Origin of the sequence: Pseudomonas sp. F9001 (assembly GCF_013385435.1) — a bacterium.
Lineage (GTDB): Bacteria > Pseudomonadota > Gammaproteobacteria > Pseudomonadales > Pseudomonadaceae > Aquipseudomonas.
On record NZ_JACAPX010000014.1, the window covers coordinates 23959 to 46394 of the forward strand.

The following is a 22436-nucleotide window of genomic DNA, read 5'->3' on the forward strand; positions in this document are numbered from 1 at the left end:
GTGTAATCAGGAGGTCATGGTTTTCACCCATCCGGTGAAGCAGGAATGGCCTTCGGCGAGCTAGCTGAAATAAGGGAAAACTATGCAAATCCAAGTCAATAGCGATAACCATATTGAAAGCAGCATCCGACTGGAGGAGTGGGTACGTACCACCATTGAGAGCACGCTCGAACGTTACGAAGAAGATCTGACCCGCGTCGAGGTTTACCTGCGGGACGAGAACGGTGACAAGCCCGGCCCACACGATCTGAGTTGCCGACTGGAAGCACGGCCAAAAGGCCATCAACCGCTTTCGGTCCTCCATAAAGCCGATACGCTGGAACAGGCGATCGATGGCGCAGCGACCAAGCTGGAGCATGCCCTGGAGCATCTGTACGGCAAACTGCGCGGCAAACCACGCGCCGCGGGTCAAAGCCTGCCCAATACCAAGGCCGACGAGGCCGAGCTAGAAGAGGAATTCCTGGAAAACGAACAGGCTGCGCTTAACGGCTGATAGCTGATACTTTTTTCAACCCCACTGAAAACGGGCCTGCAGATGCAGGCCCGTTTTTTTATGCGCAAAAGGTCAGCGCGGGCTGCGCCGGAAAAAACAGGCGCTCAAGGCCGCCAGTGCGCACGCTCCAACGCCGGCATACAACATGGCCCAGCCCGCACCGTTGCGCAGCGCGGCCTGGGCGATCAGTGGGCCCTGCGGCAACACGTCCAGCCTGCCGGCGGCGATGTCCTGACTGAGGGTGGCCAACTGTGCCGTGCCAGGCAATATGCCAGCCAGGTAATGAGCGATCCCGAGTATCAACACCAACCCCATCAACGCGATATTCAGCGCCAGGGTGATCAGACGTGCACTGAAGTCGATGCCCGAGGCCATCCCTGCGCGGTCGGATGAAACTGATCCGGTAGTGGTGTTGGTGGTGGGCGAGTTGGTAAACGCCAAGCCGCTGCCGGCAATCCCACAGGCGATCAGGACCCATACCACACTGGGCTGGCCGCTATGATTGATCGCCGCCATTGTCACAAACCCCACGCCCATCAGGCCCAGGCCCAATGGAATGATGCGTTCGGCGCCATAGCGCAGGGCCAGGCGTTCAGCCAGCGGCGGCACCACCAACGTGGGCAGGGTATAGGCGAGCAGGGCGAGCCCGGTGAGCATGGTGTCGTAGCCCAGGCCGGCCTGGAAATACAGCGGCAGGTAGATCATGAAGGGCCAGAAGCTGAAGTTCATGCCGATCGAGCCCATCAGTGCGCCGTTGAAGCGCGGGATGCGAAACACCGAGAAGTCGAACATCGGATGCGGGCTGCGCCGCTCGACAACCACGAACAACAGCAGGCTGGCCACTGACAATCCGGCCCAGCCGAGCATGGCCGGGGTGGCAAAGCCGCTCTCGGTGCCCTGGGTGATGAAATAAACCAGGGCGAACACTGCCAGGGTGAGGGTGGTCATGCCGGCTATATCGAGGCGATGGGCCGCCGGGTCACGGGATTCCTGCACGCTGATGCGCAGCAACACCAGGGTGAACAAGGTCAACGGCACATGCACCAGGAACACCCAGCGCCAATCCGCCACCGCCAGGATCAATGCCCCCACCATCGGCCCGAAACCCAGGCCCACCCCGGCGATCACGCCCCACACCGCAAAGGCCCGGGCCCGGGCCGCCGGCTCGCGGAACTGGTGCGAAAGGATCGCGAACTGGCAGATCATCATCGCCCCGCCTCCCACGCCCTGGACAAAACGCGCCGCGATCAGCGTGGACGCATCGTTCGCCAGCCCGCAGGCCAGCGAAGCCAGCCCGAATACCCACAGGCACAGCACCAGCATGCGTCGGCGGCCAAAACGATCGGCCAATGTGCCGGCGGCCATCAGCACGCTGGTGCAGGCCAGGGTGTAGGCGTTCATGATCCATTGGGCGTCCTGGAAGCCGGTGCCCAGTTGCTGCTCAAGGGTGGGCAGGATGACCGGCACGCTGGAAATCTCCAGCCCGAACATCAGCGCCACCAGGCACACGGCGGTGAGTGCAAGGCCGTCCCGGGCGGTACGCGGCGGGTTGATGGCGGATACAACTGCGTCGGATGACATGGCCTCTTCCTTTCGATGGGGGAAGGTGTCATTTTCACGGGAATCTGATTCTTTATTAGCGATACTTCTTCCTGTGATAAGGGAATATAGGGCGACAAACGACCATGGCCACTCCGCGTTTTGATGGTGTTGAACTGTTTTTGCAGATCGTCGAGAGCGGCAATCTGACGGAGGCCGCCGAACGGCTGAACCTCACGCGCTCGGCGGTGGGCAAAGGCCTGGCGCGGCTGGAGGCGCGGTTGGGGACGTCGCTGTTGCAACGCTCCACCCGGCGTCAGCGTTTGACCGAGGACGGGCAGGCCTATTACGAGCATTGCCTGCGTGCGCTGGAGGAACTGGAAGCCGCCGAATCCGTGCTGGAAAGTGGTCGCCAGCAGCCACGAGGGCGGTTACGGGCGAGCTTGCCTTTGGCATTCGGCCACCACTATGCGGCGCCTGCGTTGTGGGGGCTGATGGACCGTTTTCCGCAACTGGAGATTGAAATTTCCTTTTCCGACCGACTGATCGACCTGGCCCAGGAAGGCTTCGATCTGGCGGTACGCATTGGTGCGCTGCCTGACACCGACCGCCTGAGCGCCCGCCGCCTGGGGGAACAGGCGATTGCCCTGGCGGCGTCACCCGCGTACTTGCAGCGCACACCTCGTATTGACTCCATCGACGACCTGGCCGGGCACCGGGGCATTGCCTATCGCAGCAATGCCCCACACCGCGAGCGAGTCGCCTCGCCGTTGATCCTCGATGACCTGCAGGCCGTGGCCGATGCCGCCATCGCCGGGGTCGGCCTGGCCTGGTTGCCCAGTTGGCTGATCGCCCACTACGTGTTGCGCGGGCAATTGCAGGCGGTGCTGCCGGGCCACCGCGAGCAACCGATGCCGATCCATGTCATCTGGCCCACGGCGACGCACATGCCGGCCAAGACCCGTTGCGCCATCGACGCGTTGGTGGCCGGCACACCGTCGTGCCTGGCGGGCAGTTGATCAGAACGCGATGGACGTCTGCACATACAGCGTGCGCGGCTCGCCGACGTATTTGCCCTTGTTGTTATCGTCAAACGAGCGGGTGTAGTACTGCTTGTTGAAGATGTTTTTCACACCCACCGCCACGTTCAAATCCGACAGCTGCGGGCCAAAGTCGTACGCCGCGCGGCTGCTGAACAGCATGTAGCCAGGAATGCGTCCGGTGCTGCCATCAGCACTTTCTGCTTCAGTGTTGGCGTTGTCGGCAAACTGGCTGCTCTGGTAGCTGCTGTCCACGTTCAACTTCCAGCGACCTTCGGTGTAACCCACACCCAGGGTGCCCTTGTGCTTGGAGGAGAAGGGTACGCGGTTGCCTTTGTTCGGGCCGTCTTCGCGGATGGTGGCGTCGACGTAGGCGTAGGTGGCGTACACATCAAAACCGGCGAGCGCCGGGCTCAAGCCGTCGAGGGCGTAGTTGATGCTGGACTCGATGCCCTGATGGCGGGTTTCGCCGCGGGCGATCACGGTGTCGTTGGTCTGGTTGCTGTCGTACTGGTTGTCGAAGTTGATCAGGAACGCGCCGATCTCGGCGCGCAAGGTGCCGTTGTCATAGCGTGTGCCGAGTTCCCAGGTGCGGGCTTTTTCCGGCTTCACTTCGCCACTGGTCACGCGGTTGGGCATCTGGCTGTACTGCACGCTGCCGAACGATCCTTCGGTGTTGGCATAGAGGTTCCAGTCGTCCGTCAGGTGGTAGAGCACGTTCAACGCCGGCAGGGCGGTGTTGTAGTCACCCTTGTATTTGACGTTGCTGAGGTTGTTGGTCTGCTGGGACTCGATCATCTCGTAGCGGATGCCCGGGGTGATGGTCCATTTGCCGATATCAATCCGGTCGTCGACGAAGAACGCATTGGCTTCGGTGCTGCCCCGGGTGTCGCGGTCGTTGCGGCTGTCGGTGGTCGGCAGTTGCTGATTGGCGGTAATTGGCGTGCGGTAGCGCAGTTCGTGGCCGGCCTCGTTGATGTAGCGGTAGCCCACGCCGACTTCGTGGCTGGTTGGGCCGAGGTCGAAGCCTTGGGCGAAACGGGTTTCCAGGCCGCGTACCCAATACTCGCGGGGCGACAGGGAGAGGAAGTTGCCCTGGTCCAGGTAACCGCTGCGCAGGGTGGTGGTGAAGAAGCTGTTGACCGTGAATTCCCGGCGATCTTCCTGGTAGCGATAGCCCGCGTTGAACATGGTACGCCGGCCCCAGAACTGGTCGTAGGGGCGGGTGGACTGATACGGGTCGGCCTTGTAGGCCGCAGTGCTCAAACCACCGGGCATATCGGCTTTGCCTTCGTAGTACTGCGCCATGGCGTTGAAGCTGTTGGCGTCGTCCAGCTGGTATTTGCCCTTGAGGATCAGGTCGTCGATGCGGGTGTCGCTGTTTTCGCGCCAATCACCACCACGGGTGCCGGAATACAGGATCGCGCCGCCCAGGCCGTTGTCCGCCGTGCCGCCGGCCAGCAGGTTGCCGGTGGTCTTGAAGCCATCGTGGCTGGAAGACGGGCTGGTTTCGGTTTGCAGGCCGCCTTTCACCGTTGGCGCATCGGGAATCGCGCGCGTGACGAAGTTGACGATGCCGCCGACGTTCTGCGGGCCATAACGCACTGCGCCGCCGCCGCGTACCACGTCCACGGCATCCATGTTGCCCATGCTGATGGGCGCGAACGACAACTGTGGCTGGCCATACGGCGCGAACGGCACCGGGATGCCGTCCATCAAGACCGTGGAGCGCGAGGCCAGGCGTGGGTTGAGCCCGCGAATGCCGAAGTTCAGCGCCATGTCGTGGCTGCCGGTGCCGTTGTTTTCCGGGGCGTTGACCCCGGGAATGCGGTTGAGCACGTCGCGGGCCTGGGTCGCGCCCTGGCGTTCGAATTCTTCGCGGCGGATCACGTCCCGGGCGCCCGGGTGCTCGAAGACGTTGGTTTGCGCCGCGTCCCCCAGCCAGTCGCCGACCACGTTGGAGGTGCCCAATTCGAGGGTGGCCGGAGCATTCGCCGGTTGCAGGCTGAAGGCGTTGTTGCCCTCGGCACGGGCTTGCAGGCCGGTGCCTTTGAGCAACGCATTCAAGCCTTCTTCAGCGGTGTAGTTGCCCGACAGGCCGTGGCTTTGCACGCCGGCAGTCACGTCCGAGCCAAATGAAATCAGCACGCCGGCTTCCCGGCCAAATTGATTCAGCGCCGCTTCCAGTGACGTAGGGGCGATGCGGTAGGGCTTGGCGTCGGCCGCCATTACGTAGGGAACGGTGCTGAAACTGAGGCTGGCCCCCAGCAACAAGTGGCGCAGGGTGCGGGCGAGGGGCGTCAGGCGAGTCGGTTGCTGGGGCATGAAGTGCGGTCCTGAGAAGGAAGGATCAAGGTGGCTTTCCTTCTCTGTCACGCGAGGTGCGGAAAACGGCTCACGGGGTTTGAAAATATTTCAGGCACGGGCTTCGACGGTGACCCAGTAGCGGGTAAACCGCCGGACCCTGACCGGCAGGCTGACTTGCAGCAGGTCCAGGATTCGTTCGCTGTCGTCCAGCGGGTAGCTGCCGGAAATCAGCAGGTTGGCCACCTGCGGGTCGCAATTGAGCTGGCCACGGCGATAACGGCTCAATTCGGCGAGGAAATCTTCCAGGCGCATGTGGGCCGCCACCAGCATGCCGTCGGCCCAGGCGCCGCTGCCGGCGTCGGTGGGGCGGGCGGTGTCCCAGCCTTTGCGGGTGAAATTGACCTGATGGGCTTTCTCCACCGACAACGGCAAACCGCTATAGGTGTTGGGCATCACGTCAACGTGCCCATCAAACACCGCCAGTTGTGTGTGATCGTTGAATTGCCGCACGTTCAGCCGCGCGGCCTGGGCGCTGAGCAGGCCCTGGGAAGTGATGACCCGCAGCGGGGCGTTGCCGGGTTTTGCGGTCAGCAGGATTTCGCCTTCGAGCAGGCGGATCAAGCGTTGCTGGCCATCAAAATGCACATCCACCGCACTGCCGGTGTTGAGCTGCAATTGGCTGCCATCCGCCAGCTGGAACTTGCGCCGTTGGCCGATGGGGCTGCGGTAGTCGGCACTCAACGGCGGCAATATATGTTGCTGGCGCAAACCCCAGGCCGCTGCCGACCCGGCGCCGAGTATCAGCAACAACTTCAGGGCCTGACGACGACTGTTGGATTTCGGTGCATTCAAGGCGGCGTGGGCCAGGGGTGATGGCATCCCGCGCAAGCGCTGGTTCACTCGCTGGATGTGCTCCCAGGCCCGCTGATGTTCGCTGTGGGCGTCCAGCCACTGTTGCCAGGCCGCCTGTTTACGTGGGTTGAGCGGGCCCTGCTGCATTTCCATCAGCCAGTGCACCGCTTGTTCGGCGACTTGCGTTGAGAAACTCATAGGGCGAAGTAGCAGCGCATCGCCGCTTTATTCAGATGGCGCTTGACCGTGGCGATGGAGATGCCCAGTTCCGCGCCGATTTGCGCGTAGGTCAGGCCGTCGAGCTGGGCCAGCAGGAACGCGCGTTTGACCAGGGGCGCCAGGCCATCCAGCAACTGGTCCAGCTCCATCAGGGTTTGCAGGATGATTGCCCGTTCTTCCTCCGACGGCGCCACGTGTTCGGGCATTTGCGCCAAGGCGTCGAGGTAGGCGCGCTCCAGGTCCTGGCGGCGGTAATGGTTGCACAGCACACGCTTGGCGATGGTGGTGAGGAAGGCGCGAGGTTCGATCAGCGTCGGTGTTTCCCGTGCGGTGAGCACGCGGATGAAGGTGTCCTGGGCCAGGTCGGCGGCGCTTTCCGGGCAGCCGAGCTTGCGTCGCAACCAGCCGGTGAGCCAGTGGTGATGGTCGTGGTACAGGACTTCGACGGTGTTGGACGGCTGCAACGCGCACACTCCGGCAGCATGGGCATGCTTTAGAGAACAAGAATTGTTCGCATTGTAGGGCGCGCGGGCGGGTTCGGCAATTGCCAGTGATGCGTTCTCTTTTGCTTATGAGAACCTTTATCATTAATATTGCGCACTGACGAACCTGGCGCCTTGTGCATGAAACGCAAAACCTCACTTCCCGTTTCCTACCGTCTTGCCGTGACTTCGCGGGTGCTGGCGGCTGTGGTCGGCGGTTACCTGCTGGCCTCGCTGGCCAGCGTGTGCATGACGCTGTGGCTGCCCACCAGCCGCGCCGATGCGGTGATCAGCGGCATGCTGAGTTCGTTTGTGTTCTACCTGTTGGCGGTCATCTGGTGCTTCGCCTGCCGCACGGCCTGGCGCGCCTGGTTTGGCGTGTTGCTGCCCAGCGCGATAATGGCCACGTTCGCCGGGTTGGCGTACTGGATGGCGCGCACATGAAAGAGGGCTTCCGCCAGGCCATGGCCTGGTTGCACACCTGGGCCGGGTTGATCTTTGGCTGGCTGCTGTTTGCGATTTTCCTGACGGGCACCCTGTCGTATTTCAAGGACGAAATTACCCACTGGATGCAGCCCGAAGTGCAGGCGCATCCCGTCGATGACGCCCGTAGCCTGGCCGCCGCCCAAACCTATCTGCAACACCAGGCGCCCAATGCCGCGCGCTGGTTTATCACCTTGCCGAGCAACCGTGAGCCGGGCCTGTCGGTGATGTGGCAAGACAAGGTCGACCCGGGCAAACGCGGCAATTTCGTCGAAAAACTCCTCGATCCCGTCAGCGGCCAGCAGGTCCAAGCCCGGGAAAGCATGGGCGGCGAATTCTTCTATCGTTTCCACTTCCAGCTGCAAATGCCCTATCCGTGGGGGCGCTGGCTGTCGACCATCGCCGCGATGGTGATGTTCGTGGCGTTGATCACCGGGATCATCACCCACAAGAAAATCTTCAAGGACTTCTTCACCTTCCGCCCGCGCAAGGGCCAGCGGTCCTGGCTAGACGGGCACAACGCCGTGGGCGTGCTGGTGTTGCCGTTCCACTTGATGATCACCTACAGCAGCCTGGTGATTTTCATGAGCATGGTAATGCCGGCGAGCATCCTCGCTTCCTACGGCAACGACACCCGTGCGTTCTTCAACGATGTGTTTCCGGCCACCGACAATGCGCCGGCCCTCGGCCAGCCGGGGCAATTGCTGCCACTGGGTCCGATGTACGAGCAGGCGCGCGGGCAATGGGCCGGCGGGCATGTCGGAAGGCTGGTGGTGAATAATCCAAGCGATGTAAACGCCTCGGTCAATGTATTCCGCGCCGGGTCGGATCGAGTGGTGCATGACTTTGGCAGCACCGTGTCATTCAACGGCACTACCGGCGAACTGTTGCGGGTGAGCGGCGAGCAGTCGCTGCCGGCGGCGATTGGTGGCAGCTTCTACGGTTTGCACATGGGCCATTTCGCCGGCCCGGTATTGCGCTGGCTGTATTTCATCTGCGGCCTCGCGGGCACGGCAATGATCGGCACCGGGCTGGTGATGTGGCTGGGCAAGCGTCAGCTCAAGCACACCAAAACCGGTGTGATGCCCTTTGAGCTGCGGCTGGTGGAAGTGCTGAACATCGCCAGCATGTCCGGCTTGATGATCGCCATCGCTGCATTCTTCTGGGCCAACCGCCTGTTGCCGGCCAGCTTTGCCGGGCGCTCGGACTGGGAAGTACAAGCCTTCTTTATTGCCTGGGGCTTGAGCGTCGTGCACGCGATTGTTCGCCAGGGGCGCCGCGGCTGGGTTGAGCAATTGAGTGTGGGCGCGCTGCTGTTTATCGGCGTGCCGGTGCTCAACGCGCTGACCACGACCCAGCATTTGGGTGTGACCCTGGCCAACGGCGACTGGGCCATGGCCGGCTTCGACCTGACGTGCCTGGGCAGCGGTGTGTTCCTCGCCTGGGCTGCCTGGAAAATGCAGCACCGCCGCGTCCCTCAGCCCAAGGCCGAACGTGCCCGGCCATTGACCCTCAAGGGCGAGGTGAACTGAATGCTCCTGGCGCTATTGCTGTGTTACGCAGGGTTTGCCGCGTTGTGCCTGTCCATGGACCGGCACCATGGCGAACTGCTGCACAGTAAACCTTCGCCTCGTCGGCGCCTGGGTTTGCGCGTGGGCGGCTGGCTGCTGTTGATTGTCTCGATCTGGCCGGCGGTGCTCGCGACCGGGTGGAGCCAGGGGTTGGTGGAGTGGTGCGCGGTCTTGATGCTCAGCGGGTTGTTGCTGGTGTTGCTGTTGCCGTATCGGCCAAGGCTGGCCTTGATCCTGGCTGGCCTCGGCCTGCTGGCCAGCCCGGTTGCGGCCTTCGCGACCCTTTGAGTCCACCGTTGATGATCACCACGCCCCCCGAACACCCAGAGCAGCACGCAGACGCGGCGGGCGGACGGGCGCATTTCCTGCAGGTGTTCCTGTCCCAGCGCTCGCAGATGGAAGCGCTGGTCAGCCGCCGCGTGGGCTGCCGTGCGACGGCGGCGGACCTGGTGCAGGATTTGTTCCTGCGCTTCTGGCGCCGGCCGCTGGTGCAGGTCGAGGAACTCAGCACCTACCTGCTGCGCTGCGCCGGCAATATCGCCATCGACCACCTGCGCAGCGAAGGCGCCCGGGTGCGCAGCAGCGAAGGCTGGCTGCCGGAACAACAGGATAACCAGGGCTGCGAACCCCAGGCCGCGCTGGAGGCGGGCAATGATCTGCGTCACGTTGAAGCAGCCTTGCGCAGCCTGCCGGAACGTACCCGGCAGATTTTCCTGCTCAACCGCATCCATGGCCGCAAGTACGCGGAAATCGCCAAGGCCATGGGCCTGTCCCAAAGCGCCGTGGAAAAACATATGATGCGTGCCCTCGAAGCCTGCAAGGCCAGCCTTCGTGAACCATCGCCAAGGAAAGCCCCGTGAACCCCACCGCCAGCGTCACCCCGACGCCCGACCAGGAACAGGCCGCACTGGCCTGGTTGAGCCTGTTGCATGACCAACCCAGCAGTGGCGACCAGGCCACGTTCAGCCGTTGGCTGCGGGCCGATCCTGCGCATGTGGAAGCCTACGCCCAGGCCCAGGTGCTGTGGGAATTGAGTGAAGTACCGGCCAGAACGTTGGCGGATGAGGATGCCCTGGCGCTGCAGGGTTACTTGAACGCGATGAATACCTCGAAACGCTCCAGCGTGCGGCGCTGGTCTGGCGCCCTGGCCATGGCCGCCTGCCTGCTGGTGATGATCTCGATGGGCGCCGGCTGGCAGCCGTCACGCTGGGTCGATGACTTCGGCGCGGATTACGTCACCGCGCCGGGTGAGGTGAAGACCGTGACCCTGGCCGATCAAAGCCAGGTCACCCTGGACGCCGACAGTGCGATCGCAGTGGATTTCAAGCATGGCGAGCGCCATATCCAGCTACGCCGTGGCGCCGGTTTTTTCAGTGTGACCCACACTGGCGAATCCTTTGTGGTCGAGGCCGGCAGCGGCGAAGCACGGGTGCTCGGCACGCAGTTTGAGGTGCGCCTGCAACCGGCAGGTGCGCAGGTGACGGTGTTGTCCGGTCGGGTTGGGGTAACGCCGTCGAAGTATGCTCAGCAACAGATTCTGACGGCCGGCCAGCAAGTGGCCTACGCCGACGGTGTCGCCGATGAGCTGCACGCGGTCGACAGCGAGTCGCGCCTGGCCTGGCGCGATGGTTGGCTCAACTACTACAAGGCGCCGCTGGCCGATGTGGTGCAAGACCTCGGCCGCTACTATCCGGGGCGCATTCTGCTGCTCAACGAAGACCTCGGCGCCCGGCGTGTCAGCGGCAGTTTCCCGAGCAAGGACCCCCAGGCGGTGCTCAATGCGTTGCAGGCGGTCCTGGGGTTTGAACAACACTCGCTGCTCGGTCGGATGATCGTATTGCGCTAGATACAGAGCGCTACGCCGCAATGGCGTGGCGCTGTCATTACTTGCACCACCTTCCCTTGAAAATCCCCATGCCTTGGCACATCCGTGTGTGTGGACCTTTCATTTAACCTTCATCGCAATCGCCAAAACCTGTAACCAAATCGTTACGTGATGCACGGATGATCCTCGGATTCCTGAGCAGGTGGTCAGGAAGATTGGCGGCGCTGTTCACCCAGCCGAGATCGCCAATACCTCCCCCATAACAACAGATAGATGCATGTAAGGGATCTACTCGTGACCTACAACAAACTCTATGCCCTGCTTTTAGCATCGGGCCTGGGCGGCTTTGCGCCGCTGGTTCTGGCAGACGATTCCCAGGATGTCGGTTCGGTGCACGTCGCCGGCGAACGTACCCTGGGCACCGGCCACATGATTCAGGAAGAAAGTGCCAAGGCCCGGTCCACGGTGACCAAGGAAGCCATGGACGAAATGTCCCCGACGGCCAACGCCATCGACAAGCTCAAGTACACCCCGGGCATCAACGTTTCCAACGACGACGCCAGCGGCATGAGCGGCACCAGCTTCACCATGCGCGGCATGAACTCCGACCAGGTCGGGGTTTCCATGGACGGCGTGCCGATCAACGACTCCGGCAGCTACGGTGTTTACGCCAACCAATTGGGCGACCCGGAAAACGTCGGCGAAGTATTTGTCACCCAGGGCTCCTCGGAAGCGGACGGCCCGCACATTGGTTCCAGCGGCGGCAACATCGGCATGGTCACCATTCGGCCGACCAAGGAGCCGGGGCTGTTCGTCAAGCAATCCATGGGTTCGAACAACCTGACAAAGTCCTTCGCCCGCATCAACACCGGGGACCTCGGCGGCTTCAAGACCTGGGTGTCTGCCTCTCACACCGAGGGCGACAAGTGGCGCGGCAAGGGCACCTTGCGGGGCGACAAGGTGGAGTGGAGCACGCTGTTCGAAGACGACAACGGCAACACCAGCAACTTCACCATGAAGTACAACACCCAGGAAAACTACAACTACAACACGCTGAGCAAGAGCCAGTTCCAGCAACAGGGCCGCCGCCTGGATTACGCGGAAACCCCGGTCTACAAGAACGGATTGCTGTCGTCTTCCTACAAGCTCAACCGCAACCCATTTGAAAGTGTCATGACCACCTTCACCCAGCGCTGGCGCCTGCGTGATGACCTGGCCCTGACGGTTGCGCCTTACTACTACTGGGGCAACGGCGGCAGTTTCAGCGGCCAGACCGCGACCAACCTGGGGCCGAAGTCCGACAAGAGTGGCAACTACGACCTGAGCAACCTCAAGTCGGCCAACTACTATCGCCCCTCGTGGACCGAAACCTGGCGCCCTGGCGTGACGGTCAAAATGAAATGGGACATCAACGAGGAGCACAGCCTGGATTACGGCTACTGGTACGAGCGCGCTCGCCAGCGCCAGACCCAGCCGTATATCGGGATCAACAGCGAAGGTGCACCGGACGACGTCTGGGGCGATTACAACAGCGGCGGCCAGGTAGTCGACAAGAACGGCAAGACTGTCCAGGGGCGTCATCAATACACCGTGACCCCGGCCCAGAAGCTGTGGGTGCAGGACAGCTGGCAAGCCACGCCAGACCTGAGCTTTGTCGGCGGGCTGGCGTACCAGTACGTCGAGCGTGACGGCGACAACCTCGGTAGCCTGTACGACAAGCCGGAAAAGCGTAACGCCCGCTACCATCAGTTCCTGCCGAACTTCAGCGCCAAGTACCAGGTCGACGAGAGCAACCAGGCGTTCTACAACGTCACTCGCAACATGCGCACACCGCAGAACTACGTGCTGTACAACAAGGGTGATTCCCTCAACCTCAACCCCGAGCTGAGCTGGAACCAGGAACTGGGCTGGCGCTACACCGAAGAGAAAATGGCCCTCAGCGCCACCCTGTTCTACATCACCTTCAAGGACCGTCAGCTGTCGACCACCGACTTGAACGGTGACTACGTGATGGCCAACGTCGGTGACGTGACCAACAAAGGCCTGGAGTTGGAGTGGAGCGGCCTGCTGCCGTACAACTTCAACTACTACGCGTCGTACACCTATACCAAGTCCGAGCAGCAGGACGACTTTGTCAGCAAGAACGTGTTGTTGCCGACCAAGGGCAACCAGTTGGCCAACGTGCCGGAAAACATGCTCAACCTGGTGTTTGGTTACGACGACAAGCGCTATTACGGCAACATTGCCGGCAAGTATGTCGGGGCGTTCTACGGTGATTTGACCAACAACGAGAAAATCTCCGGGCGCACCGTGTTCGACCTCAACGCCGGTATCTACCTGCCGGTGGACAAGAAGGTCTTCAAGTCGGCCGCGCTGCGCTTCTCGATGCTCAATGTATTTGATAAGGAATACTTGAGCTCGGCGCGCACCGTGTCGTTCAACTCGGCGCCGGTGAATGGCCTGGCGGCCAGTTCGGCTTACTACAACGTAGGAGAGGAGCGTACGGCGATGGTTTCCCTGGAGGCCAATTTCTAACGCGTACGCAAACCCAATGTGGGAGCAGGCTTGCTCGCGAAAGCGGTGGGTCAGTCGCCAGATGTATTGACTGAACCAGCGCATTCGCGAGCAAGCCCGCTCCCACATTTGATCTGCGGTATTTTACAGAGTGAGTTACTTCAGCGCCGCCATGATCGCTTCAGGGTTGTAGTCGCGAATCAGCGTGCCGTTCACGTCCACAAACGGAATCCCGCCGCCCCCCAACGCCTCGTACGCCTTGCGCGCCTGGGCGTCCTTCTCGATATCAAACGCCTGGTAGGGAATCCCCTTGGAATCCAGAAAACGCCGGATCTGTTTGCAGTAGCCGCACCACTCGGTGGAATACAGCACCACGCGCGCTGCCGCGCGTGTCTGCTCCGGCACCACCTGGGAGGGGTTGAACAGCCGCTCGATCTTGCCCCAGTTCTGGAAAACCACCACCACCAGCAACACCAGCAGGACTTTCTTCAGAACCCCGCCCAGCATCAGTTGCGACGCTTGAGCTGGTCGGTCAACTGGGTCGGCAGGCCCTTGATGATCAAGGTGCCGGCGGCTTCGTCGTATTCGATCTTGTCGCCCAGCAGGTGCGCTTCAAAGCTGATGGACAAGCCTTCGGCACGCCCGGTGAAACGGCGGAACTGGTTGAGGGTGCGTTTATCCGCCGGGATTTCCGGCGACAGGCCGTAGTCCTTGTTGCGGATGTGATCGTAGAAGGCTTTTGGCCGATCTTCATCGATCAACCCGGACAGCTCTTCCAGGCCCATCGGCTCGCCGAGCTTGGCCTGGCTGCTGGCGTAGTCCACCAGGGTCTTGGTTTTCTCGCGGGCGGATTCGTCCGGCAGGTCTTCGCTCTCGACGAAGTCGCTGAAGGCCTTGAGCAGGGTGCGGGTCTCGCCCGGGCCGTCGACGCCTTCCTGGCAGCCGATAAAGTCGCGGAAGTACTCCGAGACCTTCTTGCCGTTCTTGCCCTTGATAAACGAGATGTACTGCTTGGATTGCTTGTTGTTCTGCCACTCGGACACGTTGATCCGCGCGGCGAGGTGCAGTTGGCCAAGATCCAGATGGCGCGACGGCGTCACGTCCAGTTGGTCGGTCACGGCCACGCCTTCACTGTGGTGCAGCAGGGCGATCGCCAGGTAATCGGTCATGCCCTGTTGATAGTGGGCAAACAGCACGTGGCCGCCGGTGGAGAGGTTGGACTCTTCCATCAGCTTCTGCAGGTGTTCCACCGCAATGCGGCTGAAGGCGGTGAAATCCTTGCCGCCGTCGAAATACTCCTTCAACCAGCCGCTGAACGGGTGCGCGCCGGACTCGGCATGGAAAAAGCCCCAGGCCTTGCCTTGTTTGGCGTTGTAGCTCTCGTTGAGGTCGGCGAGCATGTTCTCGATCGCGGCCGACTCGGCAAGCTCGGAGTCGCGGGCGTGGAGAACTGCGGGTGTGCCGTCGGGTTTTTTGTCGATCAGGTGGACGATGCAATGACGGATCGGCATGGGCTTCTCGGCTGGTTGAAGGGGAGGGCTGGGGCTCCCGGAAAAAGTCGCCAGTGTACCGCACCCGCTGGGGATGGCGCTGTTCGGAGGGCGTTTTGAGCGCCATCCGACGGGCCATATGCCTTTTTTTCACGGTTTAGAGCGATAAAGCTGACCAAATGGGTATGTTGAGGCGGATATTTCCCCGTCTCTGTGCTAGTTTTGCCCCGTCTTACGCGCAGTCTGGGCGTTAAGCGTGCATTCAGCATTTGTCAGGTCGAACCAAACCCGGTTTCAGGTATCTATAACCCCGATCTTCGTGGTTATAGCCCTTGGGTGCCAGGCCTTGATGGCAGGGCTCGATGGCTGACACTGCACTCTGCAATCCAAATGAATTTGATAGGGAAGGAACACCACAATGGCTATTACTAAAGACCAACTGATCGCTGATCTGGCTGAAGCTGTAGACGCACCGAAAACCACCGTGCGTGCTCTGCTGGACCAACTGAGCCAGATCGTTGCTGATCAGCTGGAAAACGGCGGCGAAATCACTCTGCCAGGCGTTGGCAAACTGAAAGTGACCGAGCGTCCTGCCCGTACTGGCCGTAACCCTTCGACTGGCGCTGCCATCGAAATCGCTGCCAAGAAAGTTATCAAGCTGGTTGTGGCCAAAGGCCTGACCGACGCTGTTAACAAGTAAGACGCAGCAAAAAAAACCGTGCTCCGGAGCGATCCGGGCACGGTTTTTTGTTGCCTGCGATTTATCAGTCTTTACGGGCCCAACGCTGGCGCCACACCTGTTGCTCGCTCGGGGTCTGGAAGGTCCAGGCGACGAAGCGGCTCTGCTTCTGGCCCTGGGACATCTCCACTACCTGGCTTTCCAGCACACCGGCCTTTTTCAGCGCTGTCTGAATGGCCGGCAGGTTTGACGCTTTCGACACCAGGGTGCTGAACCACAGCACTTTATGCTGGAAATGCGCGCTTTCAGCGATCAACTGCGTCACAAACCGCGCTTCACCGCCTTCACACCACAATTCCGCCGACTGGCCACCGAAGTTCAGCACCGGCAGCTTGCGTTTCGGATCAGCCTTTCCCAGTGCGCGCCATTTACGCTCGCTGCCCTTGGTCGCCTCATCCATGGACGCGTGGAAGGGCGGGTTGCACATGGTCAGGTCAAACCGCTCGCCTGGCTCCAGCAAGCCCAGCAGGATCTGCTTGGGGTTGGTTTGCTGGCGCAGCTGGATGGCCTTGTTCAGCCCGTTGGACTGCACGATCGCCTTGGCGGCGGCCACGGCGGTCGGGTCGACTTCCGAGCCGAGGAAGTTCCAGCGGTACTCGCTGTAGCCAATCAACGGATAGACGCAGTTGGCGCCCATGCCGATGTCCAGCACCTTCACCGGCGCGCCACGGGGGATCACGCCTTCGTTGACGCTGGCCAGCAGGTCGGCGAGGAAGTGCACGTAGTCGGCACGCCCCGGTACCGGTGGGCACAGGTAGTCAGCCGGGATGTCCCAGTGATTGATGCCGTAGAACGCCTTGAGCAACGCCCGGTTGAACACCCGCACCGCGTCTGGGCTGGCAAAGTCGATGCTTTCCTTGCCGTACGGGTTGATGATCACGAATTGCGCCAGTTCGGGCGTGGTCTTGATCAGCGCCTGGAAGTCGTAACGGCCCTGGTGGCGGTTACGCGGGTGCAAGGTGGCCTCTTTGCGCGGAACGACGGGCTTGGCCGGCGTACTGGATTTTGGCTTCTTGCGCGGTGCTTTGGGTGTGCTGGGGGCGGTCATGGGCTGCGTCGATTCTGCGTTTGTTTCAAAAGTGGTGGGTATTGTCACACATTCCTTGGTCGAACTCGGTCAAATGTGGGAGCTGGCTTGCCTGCGATGCAGGCGACTCGGTGTATCTGCCAGACCGAGGCGATGCCATCGCAGGCAAGCCAGCTCCCACATTGATCGGGTTTCCGAAGAGAAATAGTGGTGTTTTTCCAAGCAAAAAAAAGAGACCCGAAGGTCTCTTTTTCCGCACGGGCTGCCCCTTACAGGCTGGAAATCCGCGCGTGTTGCTCCGCCAGCTTGCCCAAAGCCTGTTCAGCCTCAGCCAGTTTGGCGCGTTCTTTCTCGATGACTTCAGCCGGAGCCTTGTCGACGAACGCCGCGTTGGACAGCTTGCCGCCCACCCGCTGCACTTCGCCTTGCAGGCGCAGGATTTCCTTGTCCAGGCGCGCCAGTTCGGCACCCTTGTCGATCAGGCCGGCCATCGGCACCAGCACTTCCATCTCGCCCACCAGTGCGGTGGCGGACAGCGGTGCTTCTTCGCCAGCGGCCAATACGGTGATCGACTCCAGCTTCGCCAGCTTCTTGAGCAGCGCGTCGTTCTCGGTGAGGCGACGCAGGTCTTCGCTGCTGGCGTTCTTCACGAACACGGCCAGTGGCTTGCCCGGACCGATATTCATCTCGGCGCGGATGTTGCGCGTACCCATCATCAGGGTCTTGAGCCACTCGATATCGCTTTCGGCTGCCTCGTCAATGCGGGCTTCGTTGGCCACCGGCCAAGGTTGCAGCATGATGGTCTTGCCGTCTTTGCCCGCCAGCGGCGCGATGCGCTGCCAGATTTCTTCGGTGATGAAGGGCATGAACGGATGCGCCAGGCGCAACGCCACTTCCAGTACGCGCACCAGGGTTTGACGGGTGCCGCGCTGACGTTCGATCGGCGAGTTCTCGTCCCACAGCACGGGCTTGGACAGTTCCAGGTACCAGTCGCAATACTGGTTCCAGATGAACTCGTACAGGGCCTGCGCCGCCAGGTCAAAGCGGAACTGGTCGAGTTGACGGGTCACTTCGGCTTCGGTGCGCTGCAGCTGGGAGATGATCCAGCGGTCCGCCAGGGACAGCTCGATGGTCTCGCCGTTCTGGCCGCAGTCTTCGCCTTTATCCAGCACGTAGCGCGCGGCATTCCAGATCTTGTTGCAGAAGTTGCGATAGCCTTCGACGCGGCCCATGTCGAACTTGATGTCGCGACCGGTGGACGCCAGCGAGCAGAAGGTAAAGCGCAGGGCGTCGGTGCCGTAGCTGGCGATGCCATCGGCGAACTCGTCGCGGGTCTGCTTCTCGATCTTCTTCGCCAGTTTCGGCTGCATCAGGCCCGAGGTGCGTTTCTGCACCAGGGTTTCCAGGTCGATGCCGTCGATGATGTCCAGCGGGTCCAGGACGTTGCCCTTGGACTTGGACATCTTCTGGCCCTGGCCATCACGCACCAGGCCGTGCACGTACACGGTCTTGAACGGTACCTGCGGGGTGCCGTCTTCGTTCTTCACCAAGTGCATGGTGAGCATGATCATCCGGGCAACCCAGAAGAAAATGATGTCGAAGCCGGTGACCAGCACGTCGGTGGAATGGAATTTCTTCAGGAATTCGGTCTGTTGCGGCCAGCCGAGGGTGGAGAACGTCCACAGGCCCGAGCTGAACCAGGTGTCCAGTACGTCGTTGTCCTGTTGCAGCGCCACGTCCGCGCCAAGGTTGTGCTTGGTACGTACTTCGGCTTCGTCGCGGCCCACGTAGACCTTGCCCGACTCGTCGTACCAGGCCGGAATCCGGTGGCCCCACCACAGCTGGCGGCTGATGCACCAATCCTGGATGTCACGCATCCACGAGAAGTACATGTTTTCGTACTGTTTCGGCACGAACGCGATGCGGCCGTCTTCCACGGCAGCAATTGCCGGCTCAGCCAAAGGCTTGGTGGACACGTACCACTGGTCGGTCAGCCAAGGCTCGATGACAGTGCCGGAGCGGTCACCTTTCGGTACCTTCAGGGCGTGGTCGTCAACGCTCACCAGCAGGCCGGCAGCGTCGAAGGCGGCAACGATCTGCTTGCGCGCTTCAAAACGGTCGAGGCCGGCGTATTCAGCCGGGATCTTGCCGTCGATGCTCTCGTTCAGCGTGCCGTCGAGGTTGAACACCTGGCAGGCCGGCAGAACAGCGGCGTTTTTGTCGAAGATGTTCAGCAGCGGCAGGTTGTGGCGCTTGCCGACTTCGTAGTCGTTGAAATCGTGGGCCGGGGTGATTTTCACGCAGCCGGTGCCGAATTCAGGGTCGCAGTAGTCATCCGCAATAATCGGGATGCGACGGCCAACCAGCGGCAGCTCGACGAACTTGCCGATCAGCGCCTGGTAGCGTTCGTCATTCGGGTTGACCGCGACGGCGGCATCACCAAGCATGGTTTCCGGACGGGTGGTGGCGACGATCAGGTAATCATTGCCTTCGGCGGTCTTGGCGCCGTCAGCCAGCGGGTACTTGAGGTTCCACAGGAAACCTTTTTCGTCGTGGTTTTCCACTTCAAGGTCGGAAATCGCCGTGTGCAGCTTGGTGTCCCAGTTGACCAGGCGCTTGCCGCGGTAGATCAGGCCGTCTTCATGCAGGCGCACGAAGGCTTCCTTCACGGCTTCCGACAGGCCATCGTCCATGGTGAAGCGCTCGCGGCTCCAGTCGACGGACGAGCCCAGGCGACGGATCTGACGGCTGATATTGCCGCCGGACTGATCCTTCCATTCCCAGATTTTCTCGAGGAATTTCTCGCGGCCCAGGTCGTGACGGTTCTGGCCGGTGGCTTCCAGTTGGCGTTCCACCAGCATCTGGGTGGCGATACCGGCGTGGTCTGTACCTGGTTGCCATAGGGTGTTGCGACCCTGCATTCGGCGGAAACGAATCAGGGCATCCATGATCGCATTGTTGAAGCCATGGCCCATGTGCAGGCTGCCAGTGACGTTCGGTGGCGGAATCATGATGGTGTAGGCATCGCCCGCGCCTTGCGGAGCGAAATAATTCTCGGACTCCCAGGTCTGGTACCAGGAAGTTTCAATAGCGTGCGGCTGGTAGGTCTTATCCATGCGCGGCGGGACCCTAGTTGGCATTAATTCAGGAAAGCCGACAAGTATAACGGGGGATAGGGGAGAGGGGTAGGAGCGAGCTTGCTCGCGAAAAACCTGAGGGCGGCGCGTTCATTCAGGATGTACGCGTTATCGTTCACGCCCTTCGCGAGCAAGCCCGCTCCCACAGGGGATATATGTCAGCCTTAGTTCTGGTACTGGCTCAACAACCGCTCCATGCGCGCATCCAGCCGGCGCTTGATCTCGGTTTCGATATGCGGGGCGAAATCGTCGATCACGTCTTGCATGATCAGTTGCGCGGCGGCGCGCAGTTCGTTGTCCAGGTGCAGCAGCAGGGCGTCGGGGGCTTTTTCGGCGGCCGGTACGGCAACAGCCACAGCCGGCGCAGCTTGTACCACGGGCGTTTCGACAGGTTCCGGCGTAACCGGCTTGCCACCCACCATATCGAACAGCAGGGGAATTTGTACGTCACCGTTGACCGCATCGGTCAGCAGCGGCGGTTGCAGGTCATCATCACCGAGCAGCTTGCGGATCGACTCAAGGTCGTCCAGCAGGTGGTCAGGGTCTTTTAGCGGGTTTGGAGTGTCCATCGTGTGCTCAAAGTCGTTGTAGCCGGTGATCTTGCAGAGAATAGCCCTGTTCGCGGTAGAAACGGAAACTCTCCCGCGCGGCCTGACGAATAGCCGGGTCTTCCACCACCACTTCCGCCACGCGGGCGAAACCCTTGGCGAAGGCCGGTACTTTCAGGTCAAGGTTGACCAGCAGGTCTGTGTGATCGCCGCAGCTGTCGCCCAAACCCAGTACTACCAGGCCTTCCGGTTCTGATTCGGCGGCACCGTGGGGCACGAAGCTTTCGCCCTTGAAGCGCCACAGGCGGGCGTCGAGGTCGTCACGCTGGGCGGCATCGCTGCAATGCAGGTAGATACGGTGGCCCATGCGCCAGGCTTTTTCGGTGAGCTTGCAGGCAAAGTCCAGGCGCGCGGAAGGGTCGGCGCTGGGCAATATATAGAAGTCGACTTGGGTCATTGCGGTTCCTGAGCCCCGGGCGGCTTTACAAGCGCCCGGGGATCTTCATTTTCAGGCTTTGGCGCGGTCCAGCAGGTACTGGGTCAGCAATGGAACCGGACGGCCAGTGGCGCCCTTGTCCTTGCCGCCGCTGGTCCAGGCGGTGCCGGCGATGTCCAGGTGGGCCCAGTTGAAGTTCTTGGCGAAACGCGACAGGAAGCACGCCGCAGTGATGGTGCCGGCTTTCGGGCCACCAATGTTGGCGATGTCGGCGAACGGGCTGTCCAGCTGTTCCTGGTACTCATCGAACAGCGGCAGTTGCCAGGCGCGGTCGTCGGCAGCCTGGCCGGCGCTGAGCAGTTGGCCGATCAGTTCGTCGCTGTTGCCCAGCAGGCCCGACGTGTGGGCGCCCAGGGCAACCACGCAGGCACCGGTCAGGGTGGCGATGTCGATCACGGCTTGCGGCTTGAAGCGCTCGGCGTAGGTCAGGGCGTCGCACAGCACCAGGCGGCCTTCGGCGTCGGTGTTGAGGATTTCCACGGTCTGGCCGCTGAGGGTGGTGACGATGTCGCCCGGACGGGTCGCGCCGCCGCTCGGCATGTTCTCGGCGCAGGCCAGGATGCACACCAGGTTGATCGGCAGCTTGAGTTCCAGCACGGCACGCAGGGTGCCGAACACGCTGGCGGCGCCGCCCATGTCGTACTTCATCTCGTCCATGCCCAGGCCCGGCTTGAGGCTGATGCCGCCGGTGTCGAAGGTGATGCCTTTACCGACCAGGGCAAATGGCTTCTCGGACTTCTTGCCGCCGTTGTATTGCATCACGATCAGGCGTGGCGGCTGGTCGCTGCCCTGGCCCACGGCATAGAACGAGCCCATGCCCAGTTCCTTGATCTTCTTCTCATCCAGGACTTCGACTTTCAGGCCCTTGAATTCCTTGCCCAGCGCCTTGGCTTGCTCGCCCAGGTACGTCGGGTGGCAGATGTTCGGTGGCAGGTTGCCCAGGTCACGGGTGAACGCCATGCCGCCGGCGATGGCCTGGGCGTGGGTCACGGCGCGTTCGACTTCAGCCTGGGCCGCCTTGATGGTCAGCAGGGTGACTTTCTTCAGGGCGCGGGGTTCGGCCTTGGTGCTCTTGAACTGGTCGAAGACGTAGCCGCCGTCCAGCAGGCTTTCGGCCAGCAGGCGGGTCTTGCCGTAGCTGTCGCGGCCCTTGACCACGACTTCGTCCAGCGCCAGGGCCGCGTCGGTGCCGCCCAGGCCCTTGAGGGTGTTGAGGATGCCGGCGATGATCTTGCGGAACGGACGGTCGCCCAGTTCGGCGTCTTTACCAATGCCCACCAGCAATACGCGGTCGGCTTTAAGGTTAGGCAGGCTTTGCAGCAGCAGGCTTTGGCCGACCTTGCCGGCCAGGTCACCGCGCTTGAGGACTGCGCTGATGGCGCCGCCGCTCAGTTCGTCCAGTTGCTTGGCGGCAACGCCGAGCTTGCGGCCTTCGCCGACAGCGACCACGAGGGTGGCGGTTTTCAACGTTTCGGGGCTAACGCTTTTTACAACCAGTTCCATTTTCGGGTCCCTTATAAAGGTCAGTGAGCCAGGAGTCTGTACTCCGGCTTGTAAGCTTGGCAGCCTGTAGGCCGCCCGCGACAAAGGCCGCAGTTTGAACCTCGCCGCCCGAGCCTGACAACCCTTGCGGGCAGCTTTGTGCACGCGTATGAGCAAGCTCCGTGACAGGTG

General features: G+C 61.7%; 20 protein-coding genes. 9 read left to right on the forward strand and 11 right to left on the reverse strand.

Going from position 1 to position 22436, the window contains the following annotated elements; all coding sequences use genetic code 11:
* The first annotated feature begins 82 nt into the window (after window positions 1-82).
* The gene (locus tag HX818_RS15680) at window positions 83-493 is read left to right on the forward strand and encodes an HPF/RaiA family ribosome-associated protein (RefSeq protein ID WP_003212772.1); all 411 of its coding nucleotides are present in this window, start codon (window positions 83-85) and stop codon (window positions 491-493) included.
* 72 nt (window positions 494-565) lie between these two features.
* Here HX818_RS15680 and HX818_RS15685 read toward each other — a convergent pair whose 3' ends face one another.
* The gene (locus HX818_RS15685; RefSeq protein WP_177020375.1) at window positions 566-2074 is read right to left on the reverse strand and encodes an MFS transporter; all 1509 of its coding nucleotides are present in this window, start codon (window positions 2072-2074) and stop codon (window positions 566-568) included.
* Window positions 2075-2178: 104 nt separating this feature from the next.
* On the opposite strand from HX818_RS15685, the gene HX818_RS15690 reads away from it, so the two are divergent.
* Entirely contained in the window at window positions 2179-3051 is an 873-nt protein-coding gene (locus HX818_RS15690) for a LysR family transcriptional regulator (RefSeq protein WP_177020376.1), read from the forward strand.
* Here HX818_RS15690 and fecA read toward each other — a convergent pair whose 3' ends face one another.
* The 3 genes from fecA to HX818_RS15705 all read right to left on the reverse strand — a co-directional run bounded on the left by fecA (window position 3052) and on the right by HX818_RS15705 (window position 6914).
* A complete protein-coding gene (fecA, locus tag HX818_RS15695) occupies window positions 3052-5397 on the reverse strand; it encodes a TonB-dependent Fe(3+) dicitrate receptor FecA (protein WP_177020377.1) in 2346 nt (781 codons plus the stop codon). It abuts the gene before it with no gap.
* Between the two features lie 90 nt (window positions 5398-5487).
* The gene (locus HX818_RS15700; RefSeq protein WP_087695174.1) at window positions 5488-6429 is read right to left on the reverse strand and encodes a FecR domain-containing protein; all 942 of its coding nucleotides are present in this window, start codon (window positions 6427-6429) and stop codon (window positions 5488-5490) included.
* On the reverse strand, window positions 6426-6914 hold the full coding sequence (locus HX818_RS15705; protein ID WP_177020378.1) for a sigma-70 family RNA polymerase sigma factor: 489 nt from the start codon (window positions 6912-6914) through the stop codon (window positions 6426-6428). The genes HX818_RS15700 and HX818_RS15705 overlap by 4 nt, the downstream gene beginning before the upstream one ends.
* Before the next feature lie 159 nt (window positions 6915-7073).
* Between HX818_RS15705 and HX818_RS15710 the strand changes: the two genes are divergently transcribed.
* The 6 genes from HX818_RS15710 to HX818_RS15735 all read left to right on the forward strand — a co-directional run bounded on the left by HX818_RS15710 (window position 7074) and on the right by HX818_RS15735 (window position 13346).
* Window positions 7074-7376: a DUF3649 domain-containing protein gene (locus HX818_RS15710; RefSeq protein ID WP_003212759.1), complete on the forward strand. Its 303-nt coding sequence runs from the start codon at window positions 7074-7076 to the stop codon at window positions 7374-7376.
* Complete coding sequence (locus HX818_RS15715) at window positions 7373-8947, forward strand: PepSY domain-containing protein (protein ID WP_177020379.1); 1575 nt, start codon at window positions 7373-7375, stop codon at window positions 8945-8947. The genes HX818_RS15710 and HX818_RS15715 overlap by 4 nt, the downstream gene beginning before the upstream one ends.
* Complete coding sequence (locus tag HX818_RS15720; protein ID WP_177020380.1) at window positions 8948-9274, forward strand: DUF3325 domain-containing protein; 327 nt, start codon at window positions 8948-8950, stop codon at window positions 9272-9274.
* An 11-nt stretch (window positions 9275-9285) separates the two neighbouring features.
* Window positions 9286-9846 carry an RNA polymerase sigma factor gene (locus tag HX818_RS15725; RefSeq protein WP_003212753.1) on the forward strand — a complete coding sequence of 187 codons (561 nt, stop codon included), beginning with the start codon at window positions 9286-9288 and terminating at the stop codon, window positions 9844-9846.
* On the forward strand, window positions 9843-10832 hold the full coding sequence (locus tag HX818_RS15730) for a FecR family protein (RefSeq protein WP_087695170.1): 990 nt from the start codon (window positions 9843-9845) through the stop codon (window positions 10830-10832). Before HX818_RS15725 ends, HX818_RS15730 begins: the two co-directional genes overlap by 4 nt.
* 273 nt (window positions 10833-11105) lie before the next feature.
* Window positions 11106-13346, forward strand: a complete 2241-nt coding sequence (locus tag HX818_RS15735; protein ID WP_008438524.1) for a TonB-dependent receptor — start codon at window positions 11106-11108, stop codon at window positions 13344-13346.
* A gap of 135 nt (window positions 13347-13481) precedes the next feature.
* Here HX818_RS15735 and HX818_RS15740 read toward each other — a convergent pair whose 3' ends face one another.
* Entirely contained in the window at window positions 13482-13832 is a 351-nt protein-coding gene (locus HX818_RS15740) for a glutaredoxin family protein (protein WP_003212747.1), read from the reverse strand.
* Window positions 13832-14836, reverse strand: a complete 1005-nt coding sequence (gene yejK, locus HX818_RS15745; protein ID WP_003212745.1) for a nucleoid-associated protein YejK — start codon at window positions 14834-14836, stop codon at window positions 13832-13834. Before yejK ends, HX818_RS15740 begins: the two co-directional genes overlap by 1 nt.
* A gap of 397 nt (window positions 14837-15233) precedes the next feature.
* Between yejK and HX818_RS15750 the strand changes: the two genes are divergently transcribed.
* On the forward strand, window positions 15234-15515 hold the full coding sequence (locus HX818_RS15750) for an HU family DNA-binding protein (RefSeq protein ID WP_003212743.1): 282 nt from the start codon (window positions 15234-15236) through the stop codon (window positions 15513-15515).
* Window positions 15516-15579: 64 nt separating this feature from the next.
* Here the strand turns inward: HX818_RS15750 and rlmF are convergent, their stop codons facing one another.
* The 5 genes from rlmF to HX818_RS15775 form a co-directional block, all read right to left on the reverse strand.
* A complete protein-coding gene (gene rlmF / locus HX818_RS15755) occupies window positions 15580-16602 on the reverse strand; it encodes a 23S rRNA (adenine(1618)-N(6))-methyltransferase RlmF (protein WP_003212741.1) in 1023 nt (340 codons plus the stop codon).
* A 248-nt stretch (window positions 16603-16850) separates the two neighbouring features.
* Window positions 16851-19697, reverse strand: a complete 2847-nt coding sequence (locus HX818_RS15760; protein ID WP_177020381.1) for a valine--tRNA ligase — start codon at window positions 19695-19697, stop codon at window positions 16851-16853.
* Window positions 19698-19882: 185 nt separating this feature from the next.
* Window positions 19883-20287, reverse strand: a complete 405-nt coding sequence (locus HX818_RS15765) for a DNA polymerase III subunit chi (RefSeq protein WP_177020382.1) — start codon at window positions 20285-20287, stop codon at window positions 19883-19885.
* 7 nt (window positions 20288-20294) lie between these two features.
* Window positions 20295-20723: a DNA polymerase III subunit chi gene (locus tag HX818_RS15770; protein WP_003210446.1), complete on the reverse strand. Its 429-nt coding sequence runs from the start codon at window positions 20721-20723 to the stop codon at window positions 20295-20297.
* 51 nt (window positions 20724-20774) lie between these two features.
* A complete protein-coding gene (locus HX818_RS15775) occupies window positions 20775-22265 on the reverse strand; it encodes a leucyl aminopeptidase (RefSeq protein ID WP_008438515.1) in 1491 nt (496 codons plus the stop codon).
* Window positions 22266-22436 lie beyond the last annotated feature (171 nt).